This is a genomic window from Flavobacterium aquidurense (genome assembly GCF_031458035.1).
Lineage (GTDB): Bacteria > Bacteroidota > Bacteroidia > Flavobacteriales > Flavobacteriaceae > Flavobacterium > Flavobacterium aquidurense_C.
The window spans coordinates 310,728-330,374 of record NZ_JAVDXR010000005.1; the positions used below are offsets into that span (position 1 = coordinate 310,728).

The 19,647-nt window shown below is 35.0% G+C and carries 9 protein-coding genes; all 9 read left to right on the top strand.

The window, feature by feature from the left end; all coding sequences use genetic code 11:
- The first annotated feature begins 6 nt into the window (after positions 1 to 6).
- The 9 genes from J2X17_RS10575 (at position 7) to J2X17_RS10615 (ending at position 19,619) form a co-directional block, all read left to right on the top strand.
- Positions 7 to 1,335, top strand: coding sequence for a BNR repeat-containing protein (locus J2X17_RS10575; protein WP_310297446.1), 1,329 nt, complete (start codon positions 7 to 9; stop codon positions 1,333 to 1,335).
- 250 nt (positions 1,336 to 1,585) lie between these two features.
- Positions 1,586 to 4,705: a beta-galactosidase, LacZ type gene (lacZ, locus tag J2X17_RS10580; RefSeq protein WP_310297448.1), complete on the top strand. Its 3,120-nt coding sequence runs from the start codon at positions 1,586 to 1,588 to the stop codon at positions 4,703 to 4,705.
- Positions 4,706 to 4,881: 176 nt separating this feature from the next.
- Positions 4,882 to 8,976: a hybrid sensor histidine kinase/response regulator transcription factor gene (locus tag J2X17_RS10585; protein ID WP_310297451.1), complete on the top strand. Its 4,095-nt coding sequence runs from the start codon at positions 4,882 to 4,884 to the stop codon at positions 8,974 to 8,976.
- Positions 8,977 to 9,023: 47 nt separating this feature from the next.
- A complete protein-coding gene (locus J2X17_RS10590) occupies positions 9,024 to 10,178 on the top strand; it encodes a glycoside hydrolase family 88/105 protein (RefSeq protein ID WP_310297454.1) in 1,155 nt (384 codons plus the stop codon).
- A gap of 421 nt (positions 10,179 to 10,599) precedes the next feature.
- Entirely contained in the window at positions 10,600 to 13,914 is a 3,315-nt protein-coding gene (locus J2X17_RS10595; RefSeq protein WP_310297458.1) for a SusC/RagA family TonB-linked outer membrane protein, read from the top strand.
- Between the two features lie 11 nt (positions 13,915 to 13,925).
- The gene (locus J2X17_RS10600; protein WP_310297461.1) at positions 13,926 to 15,908 is read left to right on the top strand and encodes a RagB/SusD family nutrient uptake outer membrane protein; all 1,983 of its coding nucleotides are present in this window, start codon (positions 13,926 to 13,928) and stop codon (positions 15,906 to 15,908) included.
- A gap of 414 nt (positions 15,909 to 16,322) precedes the next feature.
- Complete coding sequence (locus tag J2X17_RS10605; protein WP_310297463.1) at positions 16,323 to 17,174, top strand: glycoside hydrolase family 16 protein; 852 nt, start codon at positions 16,323 to 16,325, stop codon at positions 17,172 to 17,174.
- A gap of 5 nt (positions 17,175 to 17,179) precedes the next feature.
- Positions 17,180 to 18,307, top strand: a complete 1,128-nt coding sequence (locus J2X17_RS10610; RefSeq protein ID WP_310297467.1) for a glycoside hydrolase family 43 protein — start codon at positions 17,180 to 17,182, stop codon at positions 18,305 to 18,307.
- Between the two features lie 286 nt (positions 18,308 to 18,593).
- A complete protein-coding gene (locus J2X17_RS10615) occupies positions 18,594 to 19,619 on the top strand; it encodes a glycoside hydrolase family 43 protein (protein ID WP_310297470.1) in 1,026 nt (341 codons plus the stop codon).
- The last annotated feature ends 28 nt before the right edge of the window (positions 19,620 to 19,647 follow it).

A 19,647-nucleotide genomic window follows, 5' to 3' on the forward strand; every position in this document is an offset into this window, starting at 1 on the left:
AAAAAAATGAATATCACTTTAAGAAGTCAATCATATAAAAAGCTAGTTGTTGCAAGTTTATTTTTAATCACAACTTTTTTTTCGTTTAGTATTAATGCTCAAATAGCTGAAAGTGAAATCGGTTTGGGCTGGAGTAATAATTCGGTTAATACTGTTATTTTTAGAAATAGTGCGCTGACTTCTTTTAAAGGAAATCAATACACAGCTTACTATGATCCTGAAGGTAAAATGGTTTTAGCTAAGCGCAAATTGAATTCAAATAAATGGGAAAAGGTAATTACTTCCTACAGCGGTAATGTAAAGGATGCCCACAACGATATTAGTATTGCAATAGATTCTGACGGTTATCTTCATGTAAGTTGGGATCATCATGATACCCATTTGCGATATGCGAGAAGTAAAAAGCCTTTTAGTCTGGAATTAGGAGAAGAAAAAGCAATGACTGGTGAAGATGAGGCTAAAGTAACGTATCCTGAGTTTCATAATTTGCCAGATGGAAAATTGTTATTCTGTTACCGCTCTGGTGCTTCCGGAAGAGGGAATATGATTCTTAAATCCTATGATGTCAAAACACAGCAATGGACTTCACTGCAAAATAATTTGATTGATGGCGAAAATCAGCGTAGTGCGTATTGGCAAATGTGCGTAGGCGAAAAAGGAATTTATATTTCGTGGGTTTGGAGAGAAAGCTGGGACGTTTCTACGAATCACGATATTTGTTATGCTTTTTCATCTGATGGAGGGGTGACATGGGAAAAATCTACAGGTGAGAAATATACTTTGCCAATTACAAAAGCAACAGCAGAACACGCGTGGGAAGTACCACAAAACAGCAGTTTAATCAATCAAACTGCGATGACGGTCGATGAGAATGGAAATCCATATATTACAACTTATTGGGATAATAACGGAGTACCACAATATAAAGTTGTCTATTTATCAAAAGGAAAATGGAATTTAATTAATACCAATTTTCATGTCAAACCCTTTACTTTAGGTGGTGGTGGAACCAAAAGAATTCCGATTTCGCGCCCTGAAATTTTAGTGAATAAATCGATGTTGTATTTGCTTTTCAGAGACGAAGAAAGAGATAATAAAATTACTCTGGCTTACACAAATTTAGAAAATAAAAAATGGGAAATACAAGATTTGAGCCGTTTTACGGTAGGACAGTGGGAACCTAATTTGGATAAAGAACTTTGGGCAGCAAAAAAACAATTACACATTTTTTCTCAAAATGTAAGTCAGGCAGATGGCGAAGGTTTGACAAAAACAGCTCCGCAGCCTGTGCAGGTTTTAGAATTAAAAAAGTTGCCTGAACTTAAAAATAAATAATCTGTTTTTTCATTTTTAAATTTAATTCTATTAAAAAAATATGGAATACTCTTTTATTTAGAGTGTTTTTGCGGTTTGTATCAAAATACCCCTTCTATTATATTGTATTGCCCCTCTTGTCTTTTTTGGCGTTATATACATTTGTAATCTACTTTTTTATTTTTCAATTCGCTGTTTTTGCATATAAGATTGATTTAAAATAAAAGGCAGGAATATTAAATTTTAAAACCGATTTTGTAAAAAGTATTAAATGAAAAAAATTGTATTAGCACTTGCTTTGTTTTTGAGTATGCAAAATAATTTTGCCCAGAGTAATGAATGGGAAAATCCTCAAATAGTAGATCGAGGAAAAGAAGCGGGCAGAAGCTCCTTTCTTTTATTCAGTAATGAGGCGGAGCTGAAAAGTAATAATCCAGAGAAATCAGAATTATACCAGACTCTGAATGGAAACTGGAAATTTAATATTGTTAAAAATCCATCGCAAAGACCTTTGGATTTTTATACAACTGAATTGGATGATTCGAACTGGAAAAATATTAAAGTACCTTCAAATTGGGAAATCCAAGGTTATGACATTCCTATATATACCAATATTACATATCCTTTTCCTAAGAATCCGCCTTTTATAGGAGGAGATTATAATCCTGTTGGAAGTTATAGACGCACTTTTACAGTTGCTGATTCATGGAATGACAAAGAAGTTATACTTCATTTTGGCTCGATTACAGGCTATGCGCGCGTATTTTTAAACGGAAAAGAAGTTGGAATGACGAAGGCTTCAAAAACTGCTGCCGAATTTAATATTACTTCTTTTTTAAAGAAAGGCGATAATTTAATTGCTGTCCAGGTATTTCGCTGGCATGATGGAAGTTATTTAGAAGATCAGGATTTTTGGAGATTAAGCGGTATTGAACGTGATGTTTATTTACAGGCAATGCCTAAAACTACCGTTTGGGATTATTTTGTAAAAAGCGACTTGGACAACCAATATAAAAACGGAATTTTTAATCTTGATGTTACTCTAAAATCTTTTGAAAATACCAAAGTAAGCAATCCAACTCTTAAAGTTGAATTGTTTGATAATCAAGAGAATGTTGTTTTTTCTGAAAGCAAAAAAGTAAATGTTAAAGAACAGAAAATCAGCTTTGAAAAAACAATTGGAAATGTAAAACAATGGAATGCTGAAACACCAAATTTATACAGATATACCATTACATTACTTGATAATAAAGGAAAAACACTAGAAATAATTTCTAAAAAAACAGGTTTTAGAAAAGTTGAAATCAAAGATGCAAGGTTGTTAGTGAATGGCAAGGTGATTATGGTCAAAGGAGTTAATATTCACGAACATGATGACGAAAATGGGCACGTTCCAAATAAGGAATTAATGGTTAAAGACCTTCAATTAATGAAGGAACACAATCTTAATGCAATCAGAATGTGTCATTATCCCCATGACAGTTATTTTTATGAATTATGTGATCAATACGGTTTTTATGTAGTCGACGAAGCAAATATTGAGACACACGGAATGGGAGCTGAATGGCAAAACTGGTTTGATAAAGCAAAACATCCGGCTTATTTGCCAGAATGGGCGCCGGCACATCTTGATCGTATCAAAAGAATGTTTGCAATCGATAAAAATCATCCTTCAATTATTATTTGGTCTTTGGGGAATGAATGCGGAAATGGTCCTGTTTTTTACGATGCTTATGATTGGTTAAAACAAGTAGACTCAACTCGTCCGGTTCAATTTGAGCAAGCGGGAGAAAATAGAAATACTGATATCGTAGCGCCAATGTATCCGGGTATTAAGAGCATGAAAGAATATGCAAATTCTGACAAAACCCGTCCTTATATTATGTGTGAATACTCGCATGCAATGGGAAATAGTAATGGGAATTTTCAGGAATATTGGGACATTATTAATAACAGTAAACGCATGCAAGGCGGATTTATTTGGGATTGGGTAGATCAGGGTATAAAGACTAAAAATGACAAAGGAGTTACATTTTGGGCGTACGGAGGAGATTTAGGCGGAGAAAAATTACATAACGATGAAAACTTCTGTTCTAACGGTTTGATTAGCGCCAATAGAATTCCGCATCCGGGGTTAAATGAAGTAAAAAAAGTATATCAAAACATTCAATTCCAACTGAATAATGATACAGATTTAGTAGTAACAAATCATTATAATTTCACCAATCTGTCAGATTATATCTTTAAATGGGAGTTAATCAAAAACGGAGTAAAAGTGAAATCCGGAGAATTTAATGTAGAAGCATTTCCAGAAGAAAGTAAAAAGATAGCTTTAGATTTAGGTGCTTTTGATGAGAATTCAGAATATTTTTTAAACGTTTATGCGTTTTCAAAAAATGATGCGCCTTTGGTTGCTAAAGGACATGAATTTGCCAGAGAACAATTTACGATTAGAAAAGGAAATTACTTCAAGAATAATACTTTGGCAAAAAGTACCGACAAATTAAAATATTCAGTAAAAAATAATGTTCTTTCGTTTGAAACTTCAACTATTGCCGGTGAATTTGATATGAAAAAAGGAGAAATTCTGAAATACGAATTAAAAAACGAAAGCAATTCGCTTATTACCAATTTCCCGACACCGTATTTCTGGCGTGCTCCAACAGATAATGATTTTGGAAACGGAATGCCAAATAAATTAGTAATCTGGAAAGAAGCATCACAAAATCCAACAGTTGTTAGTGTGAATTTGGATAAAAATACGGCGGAAGGTGTACTTGTAAAAGTAGCGTACCGATTAGCTTCGGTTGACGTACCCTATACCGTAGATTATCTGATTCAAAATAATGGTTCGATAAAAGTTACCGCATCTATCGATTTGGGTGAAAAAAAATTGCCTGAAATGCCTCGCTTTGGAATGCGTTTAAAACTAAATGGTGCTTTTGATAATTTAAGTTATTATGGAAGAGGACCTTGGGAAAATTACGAAGACAGAAATTCGGCTTCCTTCATGGGAGAATATTCAGATAAGGTCATAAATCAGTTTACGAGAACATATATTCGTCCACAGGAATCTGGTTATAAAACAGATGTTCGTTGGTTAACCTTAAAAGATGACAAAGGCCAGGGTTTAAGAATCGATGGAAATCAGCCACTTGGTTTTAGTGCATTAAATGTTTCGACAGATGCCGTCGATCCGGGGAAAAAGAAATCGCAGCGCCATCCTTCTGATTTGGATTTGGAATCTAAAGAAGCAGTTTACCTGCATTTAGATTACAGGCAAAGGGGTGTGGGCGGTGATGATAGCTGGGGTAGGTTACCACATGATCCTTATCTTTTGCTAGATAAAAAATATACTTATTCCTATGTAATTTCATTGCTTAATTTGTAGGGATTGTATGTGTTTTTGGAACTTGAAAAGACCTATGAATTATTTCATGGGTTTTTTTATTTTAAAGATTAATTTAATAATTGTATTTTTCACACGAATAATTTGTAATCCTGATTTTTTTAAGAACTAAAATATTAGATTCGGAAAAAATCATGCATAACCTAAAACTGTAAATTTTGAGCGCTAGAATTCTGTTTTTTTTACTAATTGTAATTTGCTGCGTGGCAAGACCTCAGTCTGTTGCTGAATTACCACTTCGCAATAATAGTAAAGAAAAATATAAAATAAGTTATTTAGGCATTGAAAAAGGACTGGCAAATAATGCCGTTACCTCAGTCTATAAAGATAAAAGAGGTTTGATGTGGTTTGGTACTTATGACGGAATCAGCAGATATGACGGTTATGATTTTTTGAGTTTCAGAAATGAGCCTAACGACGTAAAATCGCTTGTTAATAATAGAATTGTAGGCATATGCGGGACTCAAAACGAAATTTGGATCGGAACTAAACACGGAATTAATGTTTATAGCTACCTAACGAATCATTTTAGCACACGAAATTTTGTAGATGCAAAGACTTCAAAAAAAATGATAATTGATTATGTTATAAATGATCTTGTTGAATATAAATCAAAAATATACATAGCCACTGCAGGTAAAGGTTTGCTTTCCTGTTCTGAATCGGAGAGTGAATGCACTCAGATTCCGCTTAATGTCAAAGGAAGATTACAATGGGATTATCGCCCCGAAGGTATTGATTTTGATAAGTCAGGTACAATGTGGTGTTTTGTTCAGGGTGCGGGACTTGTGTCGATGCCAAAAGGAGCAAAACAATTGTCGGTTGTTTATCCAGATATTTTGAACGGTGGCTGTCTTTTTATTGATGGATTTTCAAATGTTTGGGTGGCCGTTGACGGTGGCTTGCTGAAATATAACATAAAAGATAAATCGCATCGTGTTTATCAAAATCAGCAAATTCAGTACCCTATTTCGGATCTGATGTTTAAACCCGATACAAAGGAACTTTGGATTGCTACAAATGGTAACGGAGTTATAAAATACAATTTTGCTTCAGATACATTTTCTCCATTAAGCACAAGTTTGGACGAGGAAAAGTTGAATAGTAACGCTATTACATCCTTATACTTAGATGGCAACAGGGTTTGGATCGGGACTTTAAGAGGAGGTGTTAACCGAATCGAAAGTAGAAAAAGCCCTTTTATAACCATTTCTAAAAATGAAAAATTAAAAAATACACTTCCGAGTGATTTTATACTTTCGCTTTGTGAACAGGATAGTGATCATCTTTGGATAGGAACAGATGGGGGCGGAGCAAGTTTATGGGATAAAAAACGAAATTTATTTATCAATTATTCTTTTGACTCAAACAATCCAAATTCATTATCTAATGATTTTGTAACGGCAATTGTAAAAGATAATAAGGGAACTTGGTTTGGAACTTACGGAGGCGGAGTTTCTCGCTTTAATGCTCAAAGTCAAAGTTTTAAAAGGTATCAGCTTTTTAATCCAAAATATAAAAATACACAGAAGAATGTTTGGGTACTATTTCGTACCAAAGAAGATGTTTTATGGGCAGCTTCACCGGATGAAGAAGGTTTGTATCGCTATAATCCATCACTAGATCAATTTGAATTCGTAGATGCTAAAATCAGGGGTATTATTTCGATGAGTGAGGATTTGAGCGGAAATCTATGGGTTGGAAATTTTACCAGCCTGATAAAACTCAACCTTAAAACAATGAAGCATCAGGAGTTTATTGTTAATTATCCTGTAAGATCTATTGTTGCGCACTCCACAAATAAATTGCTCGTGGGTACAGAAGGACGAGGTTTGTTAGTGCTGGATCCACAGACTTCAAAGAAAAGATACCTGACGCAAACCAGCGGAATTCCTAATAATTCGGTTTTAAATATCGTCAGAGATAATCAGGGTATTTATTGGTGCAGTACTTACAATGGTATTTTTGAATACAATGTAGATAAAGAAAAGATCAAGAGTTACTACGATGCTGACGGACTTCAGAGCAATCAGTTTAATTATAATGCCTCCCTTAAACTGTCAACCGGAGAAATTGTTTTTGGCGGAATCAAGGGTTTTAATATCATCAATACAAAAGTAAATAGCCAAATTCATGCTTTTCCAAAGTTGGTAATTACTTCAATAAAGGTGAATAATAAGGTTTACGATCAGTCTGGTTTTACCAGTTTTGGTATTGATCAACTAGAATTGCCTTATGACGAATCTATGTTGAATATAGAATTTGCTGCTCTGGAATATAGCGTGCCCGAAAAAATCTCATACGCCTATTTTCTCGAGGGATGGGATTCGCAATGGCATTATGTTGACAATATCAGGACTGCAAATTATTCCAGAATAACAGAAGGAGATTATGTACTGAAAATTAAATCGACAAATGCAGAAGGAGTTTGGAACTCAAAAGCAATTTCGTTGCCGATCACTATTTTGCCTCCTTGGTATAGAAGTTTATTTGCTTATTTCATATACGTTTTAGGATTTGGATTGGTAATTTATATCGTTGATAAAACGCAAAGAAAACAAGCTCAGCTTAAATATGAAGTTCAGCTTTCTCAAAATTTAGCCAAACAAGAGAAGGAATTAAACGAAAAGAAATTAACGTTTTTTACCAATATATCTCACGAATTCAGATCTCCGCTAACGATGATTATCAATCCGTTAAAAGATATAATTTATGGCCATCAGCAGCAAATTGATCCAGGCGCTTTAGAAATGGTTTTTAGTAATTCCAGAAGATTATTGAGTTTAGTCGATCAGTTGCTTCTTTTTAGAAAAACAGAAACAGAAACGGGCAAACTAAAAATTGCACATATTGATATTGTAGAATTGGCGAAAGAAGTTTTCAGCTGCTTTATACATCATGCAAAAACAAAAAATATCGATTATAGTTTTACGATTTCGGAAGAGCATATTTATGTTTATGCCGATCGTGAGAAAATAGAAATGGCATTATTTAATTTGATTTCGAATGCTTTAAAATTTACGGAAAAAGCGGATGGAGCCGTTGCTGTCAATTTGCGATGTGTTGGAAACGAGCTTATTATTAAGGTGATTGATAACGGAGAAGGAGTTTCTGACGCAGATAAAGAAAAGATATTTAATTTGTTTTATCAATCGAATCAAAATATTAAAAATAACCGCAAAGGATTTGGTATTGGTCTTTATTTGGTGAAACAGTTCGTAAACCAGCATCATGGACAGGTAAATTGTTATGACAATGAAAAAGAAGGTGCCACTTTTGAGATTAAATTACCCTTGGGAAAAGAACATTTTGGAGATGTTGAAATCAGGGAAGATTTAAGTGACAGAACCTTGTTTTTAGAGGAGGCTTTTGTTGATAAAGTGATACAGGAAGAAGTTGTTGAATCAATTGAAGAGTCTGAAATTGATGGTGATTTGGTGAAAGATGTAAAGCGAATTTTAATCGTAGATGATAACGTGCAAATAAGGAATTATTTGAAACGTATATTGAATCCAAAATATCTTGTTACCGCCGCCGAAAGTGCTGAAAATGCTTTGGAAATAATTAGAAAAGTACAGCCGGATTTAATTATTTCTGATGTCGTAATGGGAGAAATGAACGGAATCGCCTTTTGTAATTATATAAAAACTGACAAGGAATTAATGCATATTCCGGTCATTTTGCTAACCGGAGGAACATCAGAAGAAGTAAAATTTAAAGGCGCTGAGGTTGGTGCTGATGATTATATCACCAAACCATTTGATAATGATTATTTGCTGGCGCGTATTAATGGAATTCTGACACGACGCGATAATGAGCAGAATTATTTACTTAATACTGTTACTAAAAATGTTGCCAGTTCAAAATTATCTGATGAAGATAAAAAACTCATTGACAGAATTGTTGAGATTATTGATGCCAACTTAGATGTCGATAATTTTAATGTGGCAGAATTGGCAGTTGAACTGGGAATGAGCCATTCTTTGGTGTATAAAAAAATAAAGAAAATTACAGGTAAATCGGCTTTAGAATTTACGAGAAACGTTCGTTTACGAAAAGTAGCGACATTATTAATCACAACCGATTTACAAATTAGTCAGGCAGCTTCATTAGCGGGTTTTGGAGATATTAAATACTTCAGAAAGCAGTTTCAGCAATTCTACGACATGAATCCGTCAGAATTCAAAAAGAAGTATCAAAATGTAAAAGACAATAAATATATTTTGAACGAAAGCTTTTGGAAATCGACCTGATTTCATCTTAAAATAAAAAAAAAATCAAATATCTAACTTACCTAACCATGAATTTTAAAACCTCATTATTTATCCCAATAGCTTCACTTTCCTTGCTGCTTGGGAGTTGTAAAAGCACTTCGGTACGACCTGAAACTGCAATAAAAGAATCAAAAAAAGAAGTTGTCGCTCTTATCGATAGAGTAAATAGTCACTGGCAAGATACACATCCTGAATTTGGAAATGCTTTTTGGAATGTTGCCGCGTACCACACCGGAAATATGGAAGCGTACAAAGTAACTCAAAATAAAAAATATCTGGATTATTCCTTGGCTTGGGCCGAGAAAAACCAATGGATGGGTGCTAAATCTAATGATAAATCAGAATGGAAATACAATTACGGAGAAAACGATAAGCATGTTTTATTTGGAGACTGGCAGATTTGTTTTCAAACTTATATTGATTTATACAATTTTACAGGAAAAAATGATCCTCAAAAAATAGCACGCACCCGTGAAGTAATGGAGTATGAAATGAGTACTCAAGCTAATGATTATTGGTGGTGGGTTGATGGTTTGTATATGGTAATGCCTGTAATGACTAAACTTTACAAGATTACCGGAAATGAACTGTATTTAGAAAAATTACATTCTTATTTGACTTATGCCGATAGTATAATGTATGATGAAGAGGCAAAATTATATTTCCGTGATGCAAAATATATTTATCCAAAACACAAAAGTGCGAATGGAAAAAAAGACTTTTGGGCGAGAGGCGACGGTTGGATTTTTGCCGGATATGCTAAAATTATTCAGGATTTGCCAAAATCGGCCAAGCATAGAAACGAATATATTGCCCGTTTTAAAGATATGGCCAAAGCCTTAGCAGCTGCTCAACAAAAAGAAGGCTATTGGACAAGAAGTATTCTGGATCCTGAACATGCTCCGGGACCAGAAACCAGCGGGACGGCCTTTTTTACTTATGGGTATCTGTGGGGAATCAACAATGGAATTTTAGATAAAAAAACCTATTTGCCAGTAGTTGAAAAATCATGGAATTATTTAACTCAATTTGCACTTCAGGAAAATGGCGCAGTAGGATATGTACAGCCAATTGGCGAAAAAGCAATTCCGGGACAGGTAGTCGATAAAAATTCTACATCAGATTTTGGAGTAGGCGCTTTTTTATTAGCTGCATCAGAAATGTCTCGCTTTGTAAAATAATGAGAATAGTTTAAAAAATAAAAAAAGAGTTTGCGTTTACAATGATAAAATGCAGACTCTTTTTTTAACTCTTCATTAAGATAAATGGCATTGAATTACTTTAATATACTTCATCGTTAAGTGTTTTTAAAATTGTACAATGCATAATTTTAAACCTGTTTTTTTATGGGTGACATAAAAAATACCGTGTTTTTATGGGTTAATACCAGTTTGCCCCTTTTTTAATATCAAAATTACCCCCTCTAACAATTGAGTGTTACTCTATTTTTGTGATCTAAATTATATGTTAATATTTAGAAGTATGAGATCACGGTGAATTAAAAAATCCTAAGATGATTTTTAAATAGAGAACAATTATAATTTATAAACTAACCTTATTAATTAACCAAATTACAACCAAAGCATGACAAATTTTATTAAGATGAGGAAAACTCCTGATCGTGCATTCGGATTTGATTTTAAAAAGAAACTTACAATTTTTTGTGCCTTAGTTTCTTTGTCTCAAGTACAAGCGCACACTACTAATTTCAGTAGTACAACAGGGCTTGAAAATGTACAGCAGCAAAACAGTATAAGCGGACAAGTTAATGACCAAAACGGTGTTCCGTTACCGGGAGCTTCAGTTTCGATAAAAGGAACAAAGAAAGCAACCATCACAGATTTTGATGGAAAATTTACACTGGAAGGAGATGACAATTCAGTATTAGTAATATCATTTGTAGGTTATAAGACCAAAGAAATTACTGTAAACGGTAAGTCTAATATTATTATAAAATTAGAAGAAAACGCTGCTAATTTAGATGAAGTAGTGGTAGTAGGATATGGTAAAATGAAGAAAAAGGATTTAACTGGAGCAATTGTTCAGGTTAAACCGGACGCTTTGGCAAACCAAAATCCGCAAACCGTTCAGGATTTATTAAGAGGAGTTCCTGGTTTAAAAGTGGGCTATTCAGCCGATGCAAAAGGAGGAGGGTCTTTGCAGATTCGTGGTCAGACTTCTGTCTATAATCCTGATGGTGCCAACCATAATTCACCGCTTATTATTTTAGACGGAATGCAATTCTACGGTGAACTTTCAGAAATCAATCCTGATGATGTTGGTCAGATCGATATCTTAAAAGATGCATCAGCAACAGCTGTATACGGGTCTAAAGCAGCAGCAGGGGTTATTGTTATTTCTACGAAAAGAGGAAAAACGGGTAAGCCGATTATTAATGTTACTACAAACACAACGATTGTCAACGAAAGCGCCTATCGCGATGTGTATTCTGCAGATGGATATGTAAAATATCGTGAAGATTGGGAGACTGCAAAATCGTATGGTTCAAATACTGCAACAGGAAATTATGAAGCATGGGTTACAGGAACAGCAGCTGGTAAACCAGGCTATTATACAAGTCCTAACCAATTGTCTCAGTATGGAATTTCTCAGGCACAATGGTTAGCCTATCAGCCAGCTGCGCAAATTCAGGGAAAAAGCATAAATGAAGTATGGGGACTACGTTTGGGTATTACTGATGCTACACTTTTGAAGAATTTCACAGACGGAAAAACACACGACTGGTATAACAGTACTTTTAGAACAGGAATCAATCATGACAATAATTTAAGTGTTTCGGGAGCAAGTGATAAAGTAAATTACTATATGTCTTTGGGGTATTTAACTTCAGAAGGAGCAATTCAGGGTAATGATTATTCTGCAGCTCGTGCAAATATGAAAGTGGATGCTAAAATTACAGATTGGCTTGAGTTTGGAGCAAACGTTAATTTTCAGGATCGTTCTGATGGAGATATCTCTGTTGGTACCGGCACAAATTATTGGGATGCCAATATGTTAAGAAACAGCCCGTTTTCTAATTTTACAGAAGCAAACGGCGATTATGCAAGACAACCAATGGGACCAACTATCGGAGGGTATAATTATTACTATGACCGCCAATATATGGATCTTGAGAGAGGGTATACAGTGTTGAATACCATTTTCAATACTAAAGTAACTTTGCCTTTGGGAATTACATATTCATTTAATGCTGCACCACGATATGAATTCTTTTACAACCGTTATTTTCAGTCATCAGGTCATAAAGGCTGGAACCCTGCTACTATTGGGGTGGATAGAGAAAACGGTAAAAAATTCACATGGAATTTAAATAATACAATAGCATGGGATCATACATTTGCCGGGAAACATCATATTATAGCGACTTTTGTTCAGGAAGCGGAAGATCTTAAAACTTGGTCAGATCGTGTTGATGCAAATAATATTCAACCTTCAGATGCTTTAGGATTTCATAATATTGCTAATGCAACACTTGCAAACAGTACGTTTACATCAAACGACACGCATCAGACAGCCGATGCGTTAATGGGAAGACTTTTTTATTCGTATGATGATCGTTATATGATAACAGGAACGGTACGTCGCGATGGATATTCGGCATTTGGAGCTACATATCCCTATGCAACTTTCCCTTCTGTAGCATTAGGATGGAACTTTAATAAAGAAAGCTGGTTCAATTGGGATACTATGAGTACAGGAAAATTACGTTTGTCATGGGGTAAAAACGGGAATAGATCGCTTGCTGATCCATACTTGGCTTTGGCAAATTTAGGTTCAGGTACAGGAGCAACAATGGGATATATCGATGCTTCTGGAAACATTGTTGACGTGAAATATTTAGGAATTGATCGTATGGCAAATCCAAATTTGCAATGGGAAAAAACAACGGCAACAAATATTGGTCTTGATCTTGGATTCTTAAATGACAGAATTACAAGTACAATTGATGTTTACAGAATGGTTACTAATGATATGATTATGAGTCAGCGTTTGCCTGAGTTTACCGGATTTTCATCAATTGCAACCAATCTTGGAGAAGTGGAAAATAAAGGTATTGAGATAAGCCTTAACACTATCAATATGAAAAAACCAAATTTTGAGTGGACTACAATGGTTGCTTTTTCATACAACAAAAATACAATTAAGGCATTATATGGTAACATGGAAGATGTTAAGGATGCCAGTGGTAATGTTGTTGGAACAAAAGAGGCAGATGATAAAACAAATGGATGGTTTATTGGTAAACCTATTTCTCAAATCTGGGATTATAAAGTAATCGGAATTTGGCAAAAAAGCGAAGCTACAGAAGCTGCAAAATACGGTCAGCGTCCTGGTGATCCAAAAGTTGAAAACAGCTACACCGCTGACGATGTGAATGGAAAACCAACTTATAACGAGAAAGATAAACAATTTTTAGGCCAGACAGCACCTCCAATCAACTGGTCGCTTCGTAATGAATTTAAATTTTACAAGAATTGGAATTTGGCAATTAATATCTATTCGTACATGGGGCACAAATCGCTTGACGGACGTTATATGAATACTTATAACGATGGTAGTTTATATACAAATAACTACAATCCATTTGTAAATCCATATTGGACACTTGATAATCCAACGAATGATTGGGCGCGTCTTGATGCAAGAGGACCTGCAGGAGCTGGAACAGCAAAATTATACGATCGCAGTTTTATTCGTTTAGACAATATTTCGTTAGCCTATTCGCTTCCTAAAGATCTTATTGATCGCCTGCATGTTAGAAATTTCAAAATCTATGCTTCGGTTCAGAACGTTGCAACATGGGCTGCTTCTGATGAATGGAAATATTACGGAGACCCGGAAACGGGTGGACTGGCTACACGAATGTTTAATTTAGGATTTAACGTTTCACTTTAATAATTACAACAATGAAAAAATATATAAAAAATAAAATCTCAACACTTGTACCTTTAGTAGTAATAGCTGCTCTTTTGGTTTCTTGTTCAGAGGATTTTCTGGAGCCGGATCCGCTTTCGTTTTACGAACCAGAAACTACATTTACAACTGAATCTGGGTTACAGGCAGTTTTAGCAACTGCGGATAAAGGGCTTCGTAATAATTACATTCATTTTAATGCCGCTTCTAATAGTGTGCCTATCGGTACGGAATATGTTTTCTCTGATATGGCTAAATATGGAAAAACGGATAATAGCAGTACTATTTCTGATTTCGCCAATACGATTGTACCTACCGGAAGTTTTAAGAGAGATACAAATGATGATTTTTACCTTGGATTTTACTGGGTTGAAGGTTACACTGGTATCAAACATGCCAATACCGTATTGACATACATTGATAATGTGACAAGTTTAACTGAAGAGGTGAAACGTAAATATATCGGTCAGGCTTATTTTCATAGAGCATACCGTTACCTTAATTTAGTTTATCAATTTGGAGATATTCCTTTAATTACTAAAATTTTGGAAGTTCCAAAACAAAGTTATTATTCTACTAAGAAAGAAGCGATCATTGAAATGATTACAGCTGATATGGAAAAAGCTGTAGAATGGGTTCCGGAACAATCAAAATTACCTTATGTAGGTGTGGTGAACAAAGGAGCTTGTCGTCAGTTATTGATTAAGTGTTATTTAGCTTCAGGAAGATTTAAAGATGCAGAAACACAAGCAGATTTATTGATTAATCAATCTGGTTATTCTTTGATGCAAGGGGCTTTTGGAACTTTTGATCCGGGAGGAAATCCAACAACATGGACTATTAACAGAAATGTAATTTGGGATTTACACAGACCTGAAAATAAAGTTATTGCTGGAAACAGAGAAGCGATATTAGTTATGCCGAACAGTGGAGTACAGTCTTTTTTACCGTTTGCCTCGATGAGAATCTTTGGTCCAAACTGGAATTCTGCTACGGTTACTACTCCTGATGGTAAACAAGCAGCAAATCGTTTTGCCTCAAACAATGCTAATTACCAGGCTAAATATGATTATGCAAGAGCACTAGGACGTGGAATTGCTACAATTAGTGCTTCTTATTATTCACAACATCCTATGTGGGTTGTAAACGGTATCGAGGATAAGCAAGATCTTAGACATAATAGTACTGTTGGTAACTGGGTGAATATGGAAGATCTTAAATACAGTGATAAGAGTTCTACATTCTATCAGCAAAATTTCAGATTGAAAAATGGCAACACAATATTGTCAAAAGATACGCTTCGTGAGTGGTTTGATTTCCCGTTGTATAAAATTTATCTGCATGATGTTGTAAATGAAACTAATCCAAATGCAAATGATTTTCAGGGAGCGAGTACAGGAAGTAAAGCACACTGGTACTTATATCGTTTAGCTGAAACGTATTTATTACGAGCTGAAGCACGTTTTTACCAAGGAAATGTTGGTGGAGCAACTCAGGATGTAAATACCATCAGAGCCAGAGCAGGTGCATCACAAATGTACGGTCAGGTAACTATTGGAGATATTTGTGCAGAAAGAGGTAGAGAACTTTATCTGGAGGAATGGAGAAATGTCGAGTTAAAACGTATATCACATTGTCTTGCCCTCAGCGGAAAACCAGATGAATGGGGTCAAACTTACAATAAAGCCAATTGGGATAAACAATCAGGAACTGATGCTGCCGGTGGTAGTTATTGGTACCAACGTATCTCACATTACACGCTGTACAACAAATATCCTGGCGGAATTGTAGTTCCAAATGGTACGAAGTTTTATACCATGGACAAACGTAATAACTACTGGCCAATTCCAAGCAGTGCCATAACAGCTAATATCAAAGGAAAATTAAGTCAGAACTTCGGTTATGATGGTTATGATCCTAACGTTAAGGTCTGGGATAAATGGCAGGATGCCGTCGCAGATGAAAGCCAACTTTAATCATCTGTTTCATTAAAAAAAAAGTATCTGAACTGCAGTAATTTGAACTGTTTTCTTTTTACTGCAGAAGATACATTCTTTAAAGTTCTTAAACTTTAAATCTCTTATTAGTAATTTCTATAAGTGTTGACTGCTAGAGTATTATCCCTAATATGGTTATTGGGGATAATGCTGGTAGTTATTATTGCCGTAAATACTGCAATAATTAAAAATCAGCCTCCCGGAATTTATTTGCTGAAGATTCAGTCACATCTGAATCTTACAGTCCGAATTATTAAAAAATAAAGAATTGCAGACAAAAGAGAGAATTATTGGTTTGTTACTTTAGTGATGGTGAGGGATCTTTCGGGATCCCTTATTATGATTCTGAAGTCGTATCTCGTAATTAATTTTCATTTAAAAAATATATTTAAAATGAGATTTATTGGTAAGTTTTTAGCGTTGGGAACTGTCCTGACGCTAATTTTTAGTTTTGTCAATCAGAAGCAGAAATCTTCAGAAAATGAAGATTATAAATTGGTCTGGGCAGACGAATTTAATACAAATGGTCCTCCCGACGAAAAGAATTGGAATTACGAAACTGGTTTTGTAAGAAATCAGGAAAATCAATGGTATCAAAAAGAAAATGCTGTTTGTAAAGATGGTTTTTTAATTATAGAAGCCAGAAACGAAAAAAAAGCCAATCCAAATTTTGTCTCTAAAACCGATAGAGATTTTGCTAAAAACAGAGATTCCATAAAAGTTACATCATCGTGTTTAATTACCCGTGGAAAGCATTTCTGGCAATACGGACGCTTTGAAATGCGCGCTAAAATTCCGGTGGGAAACGGAATGTGGCCGGCATTTTGGAGTTTGGGTATTAAAGGAAATTGGCCTGCAAATGGTGAAATTGATATCATGGAATATTATAAAGGAAAACTATTGGCGAACGCTGCATGGAAATCAAACGAACCCAATACAGCATGGGACAGTTCAGCATTTAAGCTGATTGATTTTAAAGATAAGGAATGGGCAGCTAAATTTCATATCTGGAAAATGGATTGGGATGCGCACTCCATTAAATTATATGTTGACGATCGCTTACTAAACGAAATTAATGTTGATAAAACAACATACTCGCCAGATCAAAGTATAATTCCGTTTCAGCAGCCTCATTATTTATTAGTGAATCTGGCTGTCGGAGGAATGAATGGCGGAGAATTCACTACAACCGATCTTCCAGCAAAATACATTATAGATTATATCAGGGTTTATCAAAAAAAGTAGGTAAAATGAAATTAAAATTTTCGATAATTATAAGTTTTGTATGCTCTTTTGTTTTCTCGCAAAACAATTCTTTTGTTCCGGGAAAACAATGGAAAGATACAAACGGTATGCATATTAATGCCCACGGCGGTGGAATTGTTTTTGTTGATGGAACTTATTTTTGGTATGGAGAATTTAAAACTTCGGGTCGTTCCGGAAATACATCTTTGGAAGGAATCAGTTGTTATTCCTCAAAAGATTTATATAACTGGAAAAACGAGGGAATTGTTCTGAAAGTGGATCAGGACCCTAATTCTGAGATTACAAAAGGATGTGTTATAGAGCGTCCTAAAGTGATCTTTAATAAAAAAACAGGTAAATACGTAATGTGGTTTCATTTAGAGCTGAAAGGGCAGGGGTATAATGCCGCTAAAGCCGCAGTTGCGATAAGTGATTCTCCAAAAGGACCTTTTATATTTAAAAAATCATACCGCCCAAATAAAGGAGTTTGGCCAATTGATTTTAAGGAAGAAAATAAAACCGGTTCCGCTAATGAAGATGCTTTAAAATCATGGAGTCCGGAATGGCTGACTGCAATCAAAAACGGAATGCTCGTTCGTAAGGATTTTGAAAAAGGACAAATGGCCAGAGATATGACCGTTTATGTTGATGATAATGGCAAGGCGTATTTAATTAGTTCTTCGGAGGAAAATTTGACGCTTCATATTTCGGAACTGACAGATGATTATTTAGATTTTACCGGAAAATGGACAAGAGTTGCGCCCGCAGGTCATAACGAAGCACCGGCTATTTTTAAAAAAGACGGAGTTTATTATATGATTACTTCCGGTTGTACGGGTTGGGACCCGAATGCAGCAAGATCTTTTAAATCGAAATCGATTTGGGGGCCTTGGGAATCTTTAGGAAATCCTTGTATTGGTCCAGATGCAGAGCTGACATTTCATTCGCAGAGCACTTATATTGTTCCTGTTCAGGGAAAAAAAGACCAATTTATTTTTATGGCGGATCGATGGAATCCGAAAAATCCAATTGATGGTACTTATATTTGGCTTCCGATAAAGTTGGAGAAAGGAAAACCAGTCTTGAAATGGCTGGATCAGTGGAATTTATCTACTTTTTCGGAAAATCAATAAAAATAAAGAGTTTGAAGCATCAGTTGGTTATAATGCATAAAAATTACTTAAACATATAGAAACATAGGTTTTATGATTTTGAAACAAAGTAAATCAAAAAGAAACACGTTTCTCACACATAGTCCCGAAGCTTCGGGATGCTTTGATGAAAGTAAAACGCCTTTTTTAAGTTCAATAATTCTATGTTTCTATGTGTTAAAAATAATTAGACGCAACGGGTTATAAGTATTTCTAAAGTAATAAATTAGGACTTGTAAACAGACACAATATTTTAAAAGTTATGAAAATGAAAACACAGCAAAATTATTTTAAACAGAAATCACTTCTTGTTATTTCTCTGTGTATCTGTTTTTTATATTTTGCAGCAGCGCATGCTCAGAAAAAAAGACTAATAAGAGAAAATGTTCCTTTAGATTCCATCAGGTTAAGCGATCCGGCTATTTTAGCAGATAAGAAAACCAATATGTATTATATGACCGGTACAGGTGGTTTACTGTGGAAAAGCAAAGATTTAAAATCATGGAGCGGTCCGTATGAAGTCGCTAAAACAGATCCAAATTCATGGATGGGACCAAACCCTATGATATGGGCGGCAGAATTTCATCAGTATAAAAATAAATATTACTACTTTGCCACTTTTACAAATAGAGACAAAATAATAGATACCGTTGCCGGAAATAATATTGAGCGTCGCGCAAGTCATATTTTGGTGAGCGATAATGCTCAGGGACCGTACGTGCCCATGAAAGATGAGATTTATTTACCAGCTAATAAACCAACATTAGATGGCACTTTCTGGATCGATAAAGATGGAAAACCTTATATGATCTATTGTTATGAATGGCTGCAAAATGGTAATGGAACCATGGAAAAAATAGAACTTAAACCAGATTTAAGCGGCTCGATTGGAGAAGGAAAATTACTTTTTAAAGCAAGCGATTCCCCGTGGAGCAGAGAAAAAGATGCTAATGGCAAAGACAAAACCAATAAAGTAACCGATGGCCCTTACTTGTTTAAAACGGGCTCTGGACGTTTAGGAATGATTTGGACGAGTTGGATTTATGATGTTTATACACAGGGAGTTGCTTATTCTAAAAGTGGTACTTTAGATGGACCGTGGATTCAGGAAAAAGATCCTATTACACCGCCCAATTTTGGTCACGGAATGTTGTTTCAAACCTTTGAAGGTAAATGGTTAATGTCTGTTCACAGTCATAGAAAAGTTGGTGACAAAACAGTTAGAATTCCGAAATTATTTGAGGTTGATTTGTCCGGAGATAAATTAGTGGTAGGAAAACCTTATTTGCCGTAGGATAATTTTTTTTATTTGATAGTTAGAA

Bases quoted from the DNA above. Each gene is read 5' to 3' on its own strand.
- J2X17_RS10595 (WP_310297458.1), top strand. From the start codon at position 10,600: ATGAGGAAAACTCCTGATCGTGCATTCGGATTTGATTTTAAAAAGAAA.
- lacZ (WP_310297448.1), top strand. From the start codon at position 1,586: ATGAAAAAAATTGTATTAGCACTTGCTTTGTTTTTGAGTATGCAAAAT.
- J2X17_RS10600 (WP_310297461.1), top strand. From the start codon at position 13,926: ATGAAAAAATATATAAAAAATAAAATCTCAACACTTGTACCTTTAGTA.
- J2X17_RS10605 (WP_310297463.1), top strand. From the start codon at position 16,323: ATGAGATTTATTGGTAAGTTTTTAGCGTTGGGAACTGTCCTGACGCTA.
- J2X17_RS10590 (WP_310297454.1), top strand. From the start codon at position 9,024: ATGAATTTTAAAACCTCATTATTTATCCCAATAGCTTCACTTTCCTTG.
- J2X17_RS10615 (WP_310297470.1), top strand. From the start codon at position 18,594: ATGAAAACACAGCAAAATTATTTTAAACAGAAATCACTTCTTGTTATT.
- J2X17_RS10575 (WP_310297446.1), top strand. From the start codon at position 7: ATGAATATCACTTTAAGAAGTCAATCATATAAAAAGCTAGTTGTTGCA.
- J2X17_RS10610 (WP_310297467.1), top strand. From the start codon at position 17,180: ATGAAATTAAAATTTTCGATAATTATAAGTTTTGTATGCTCTTTTGTT.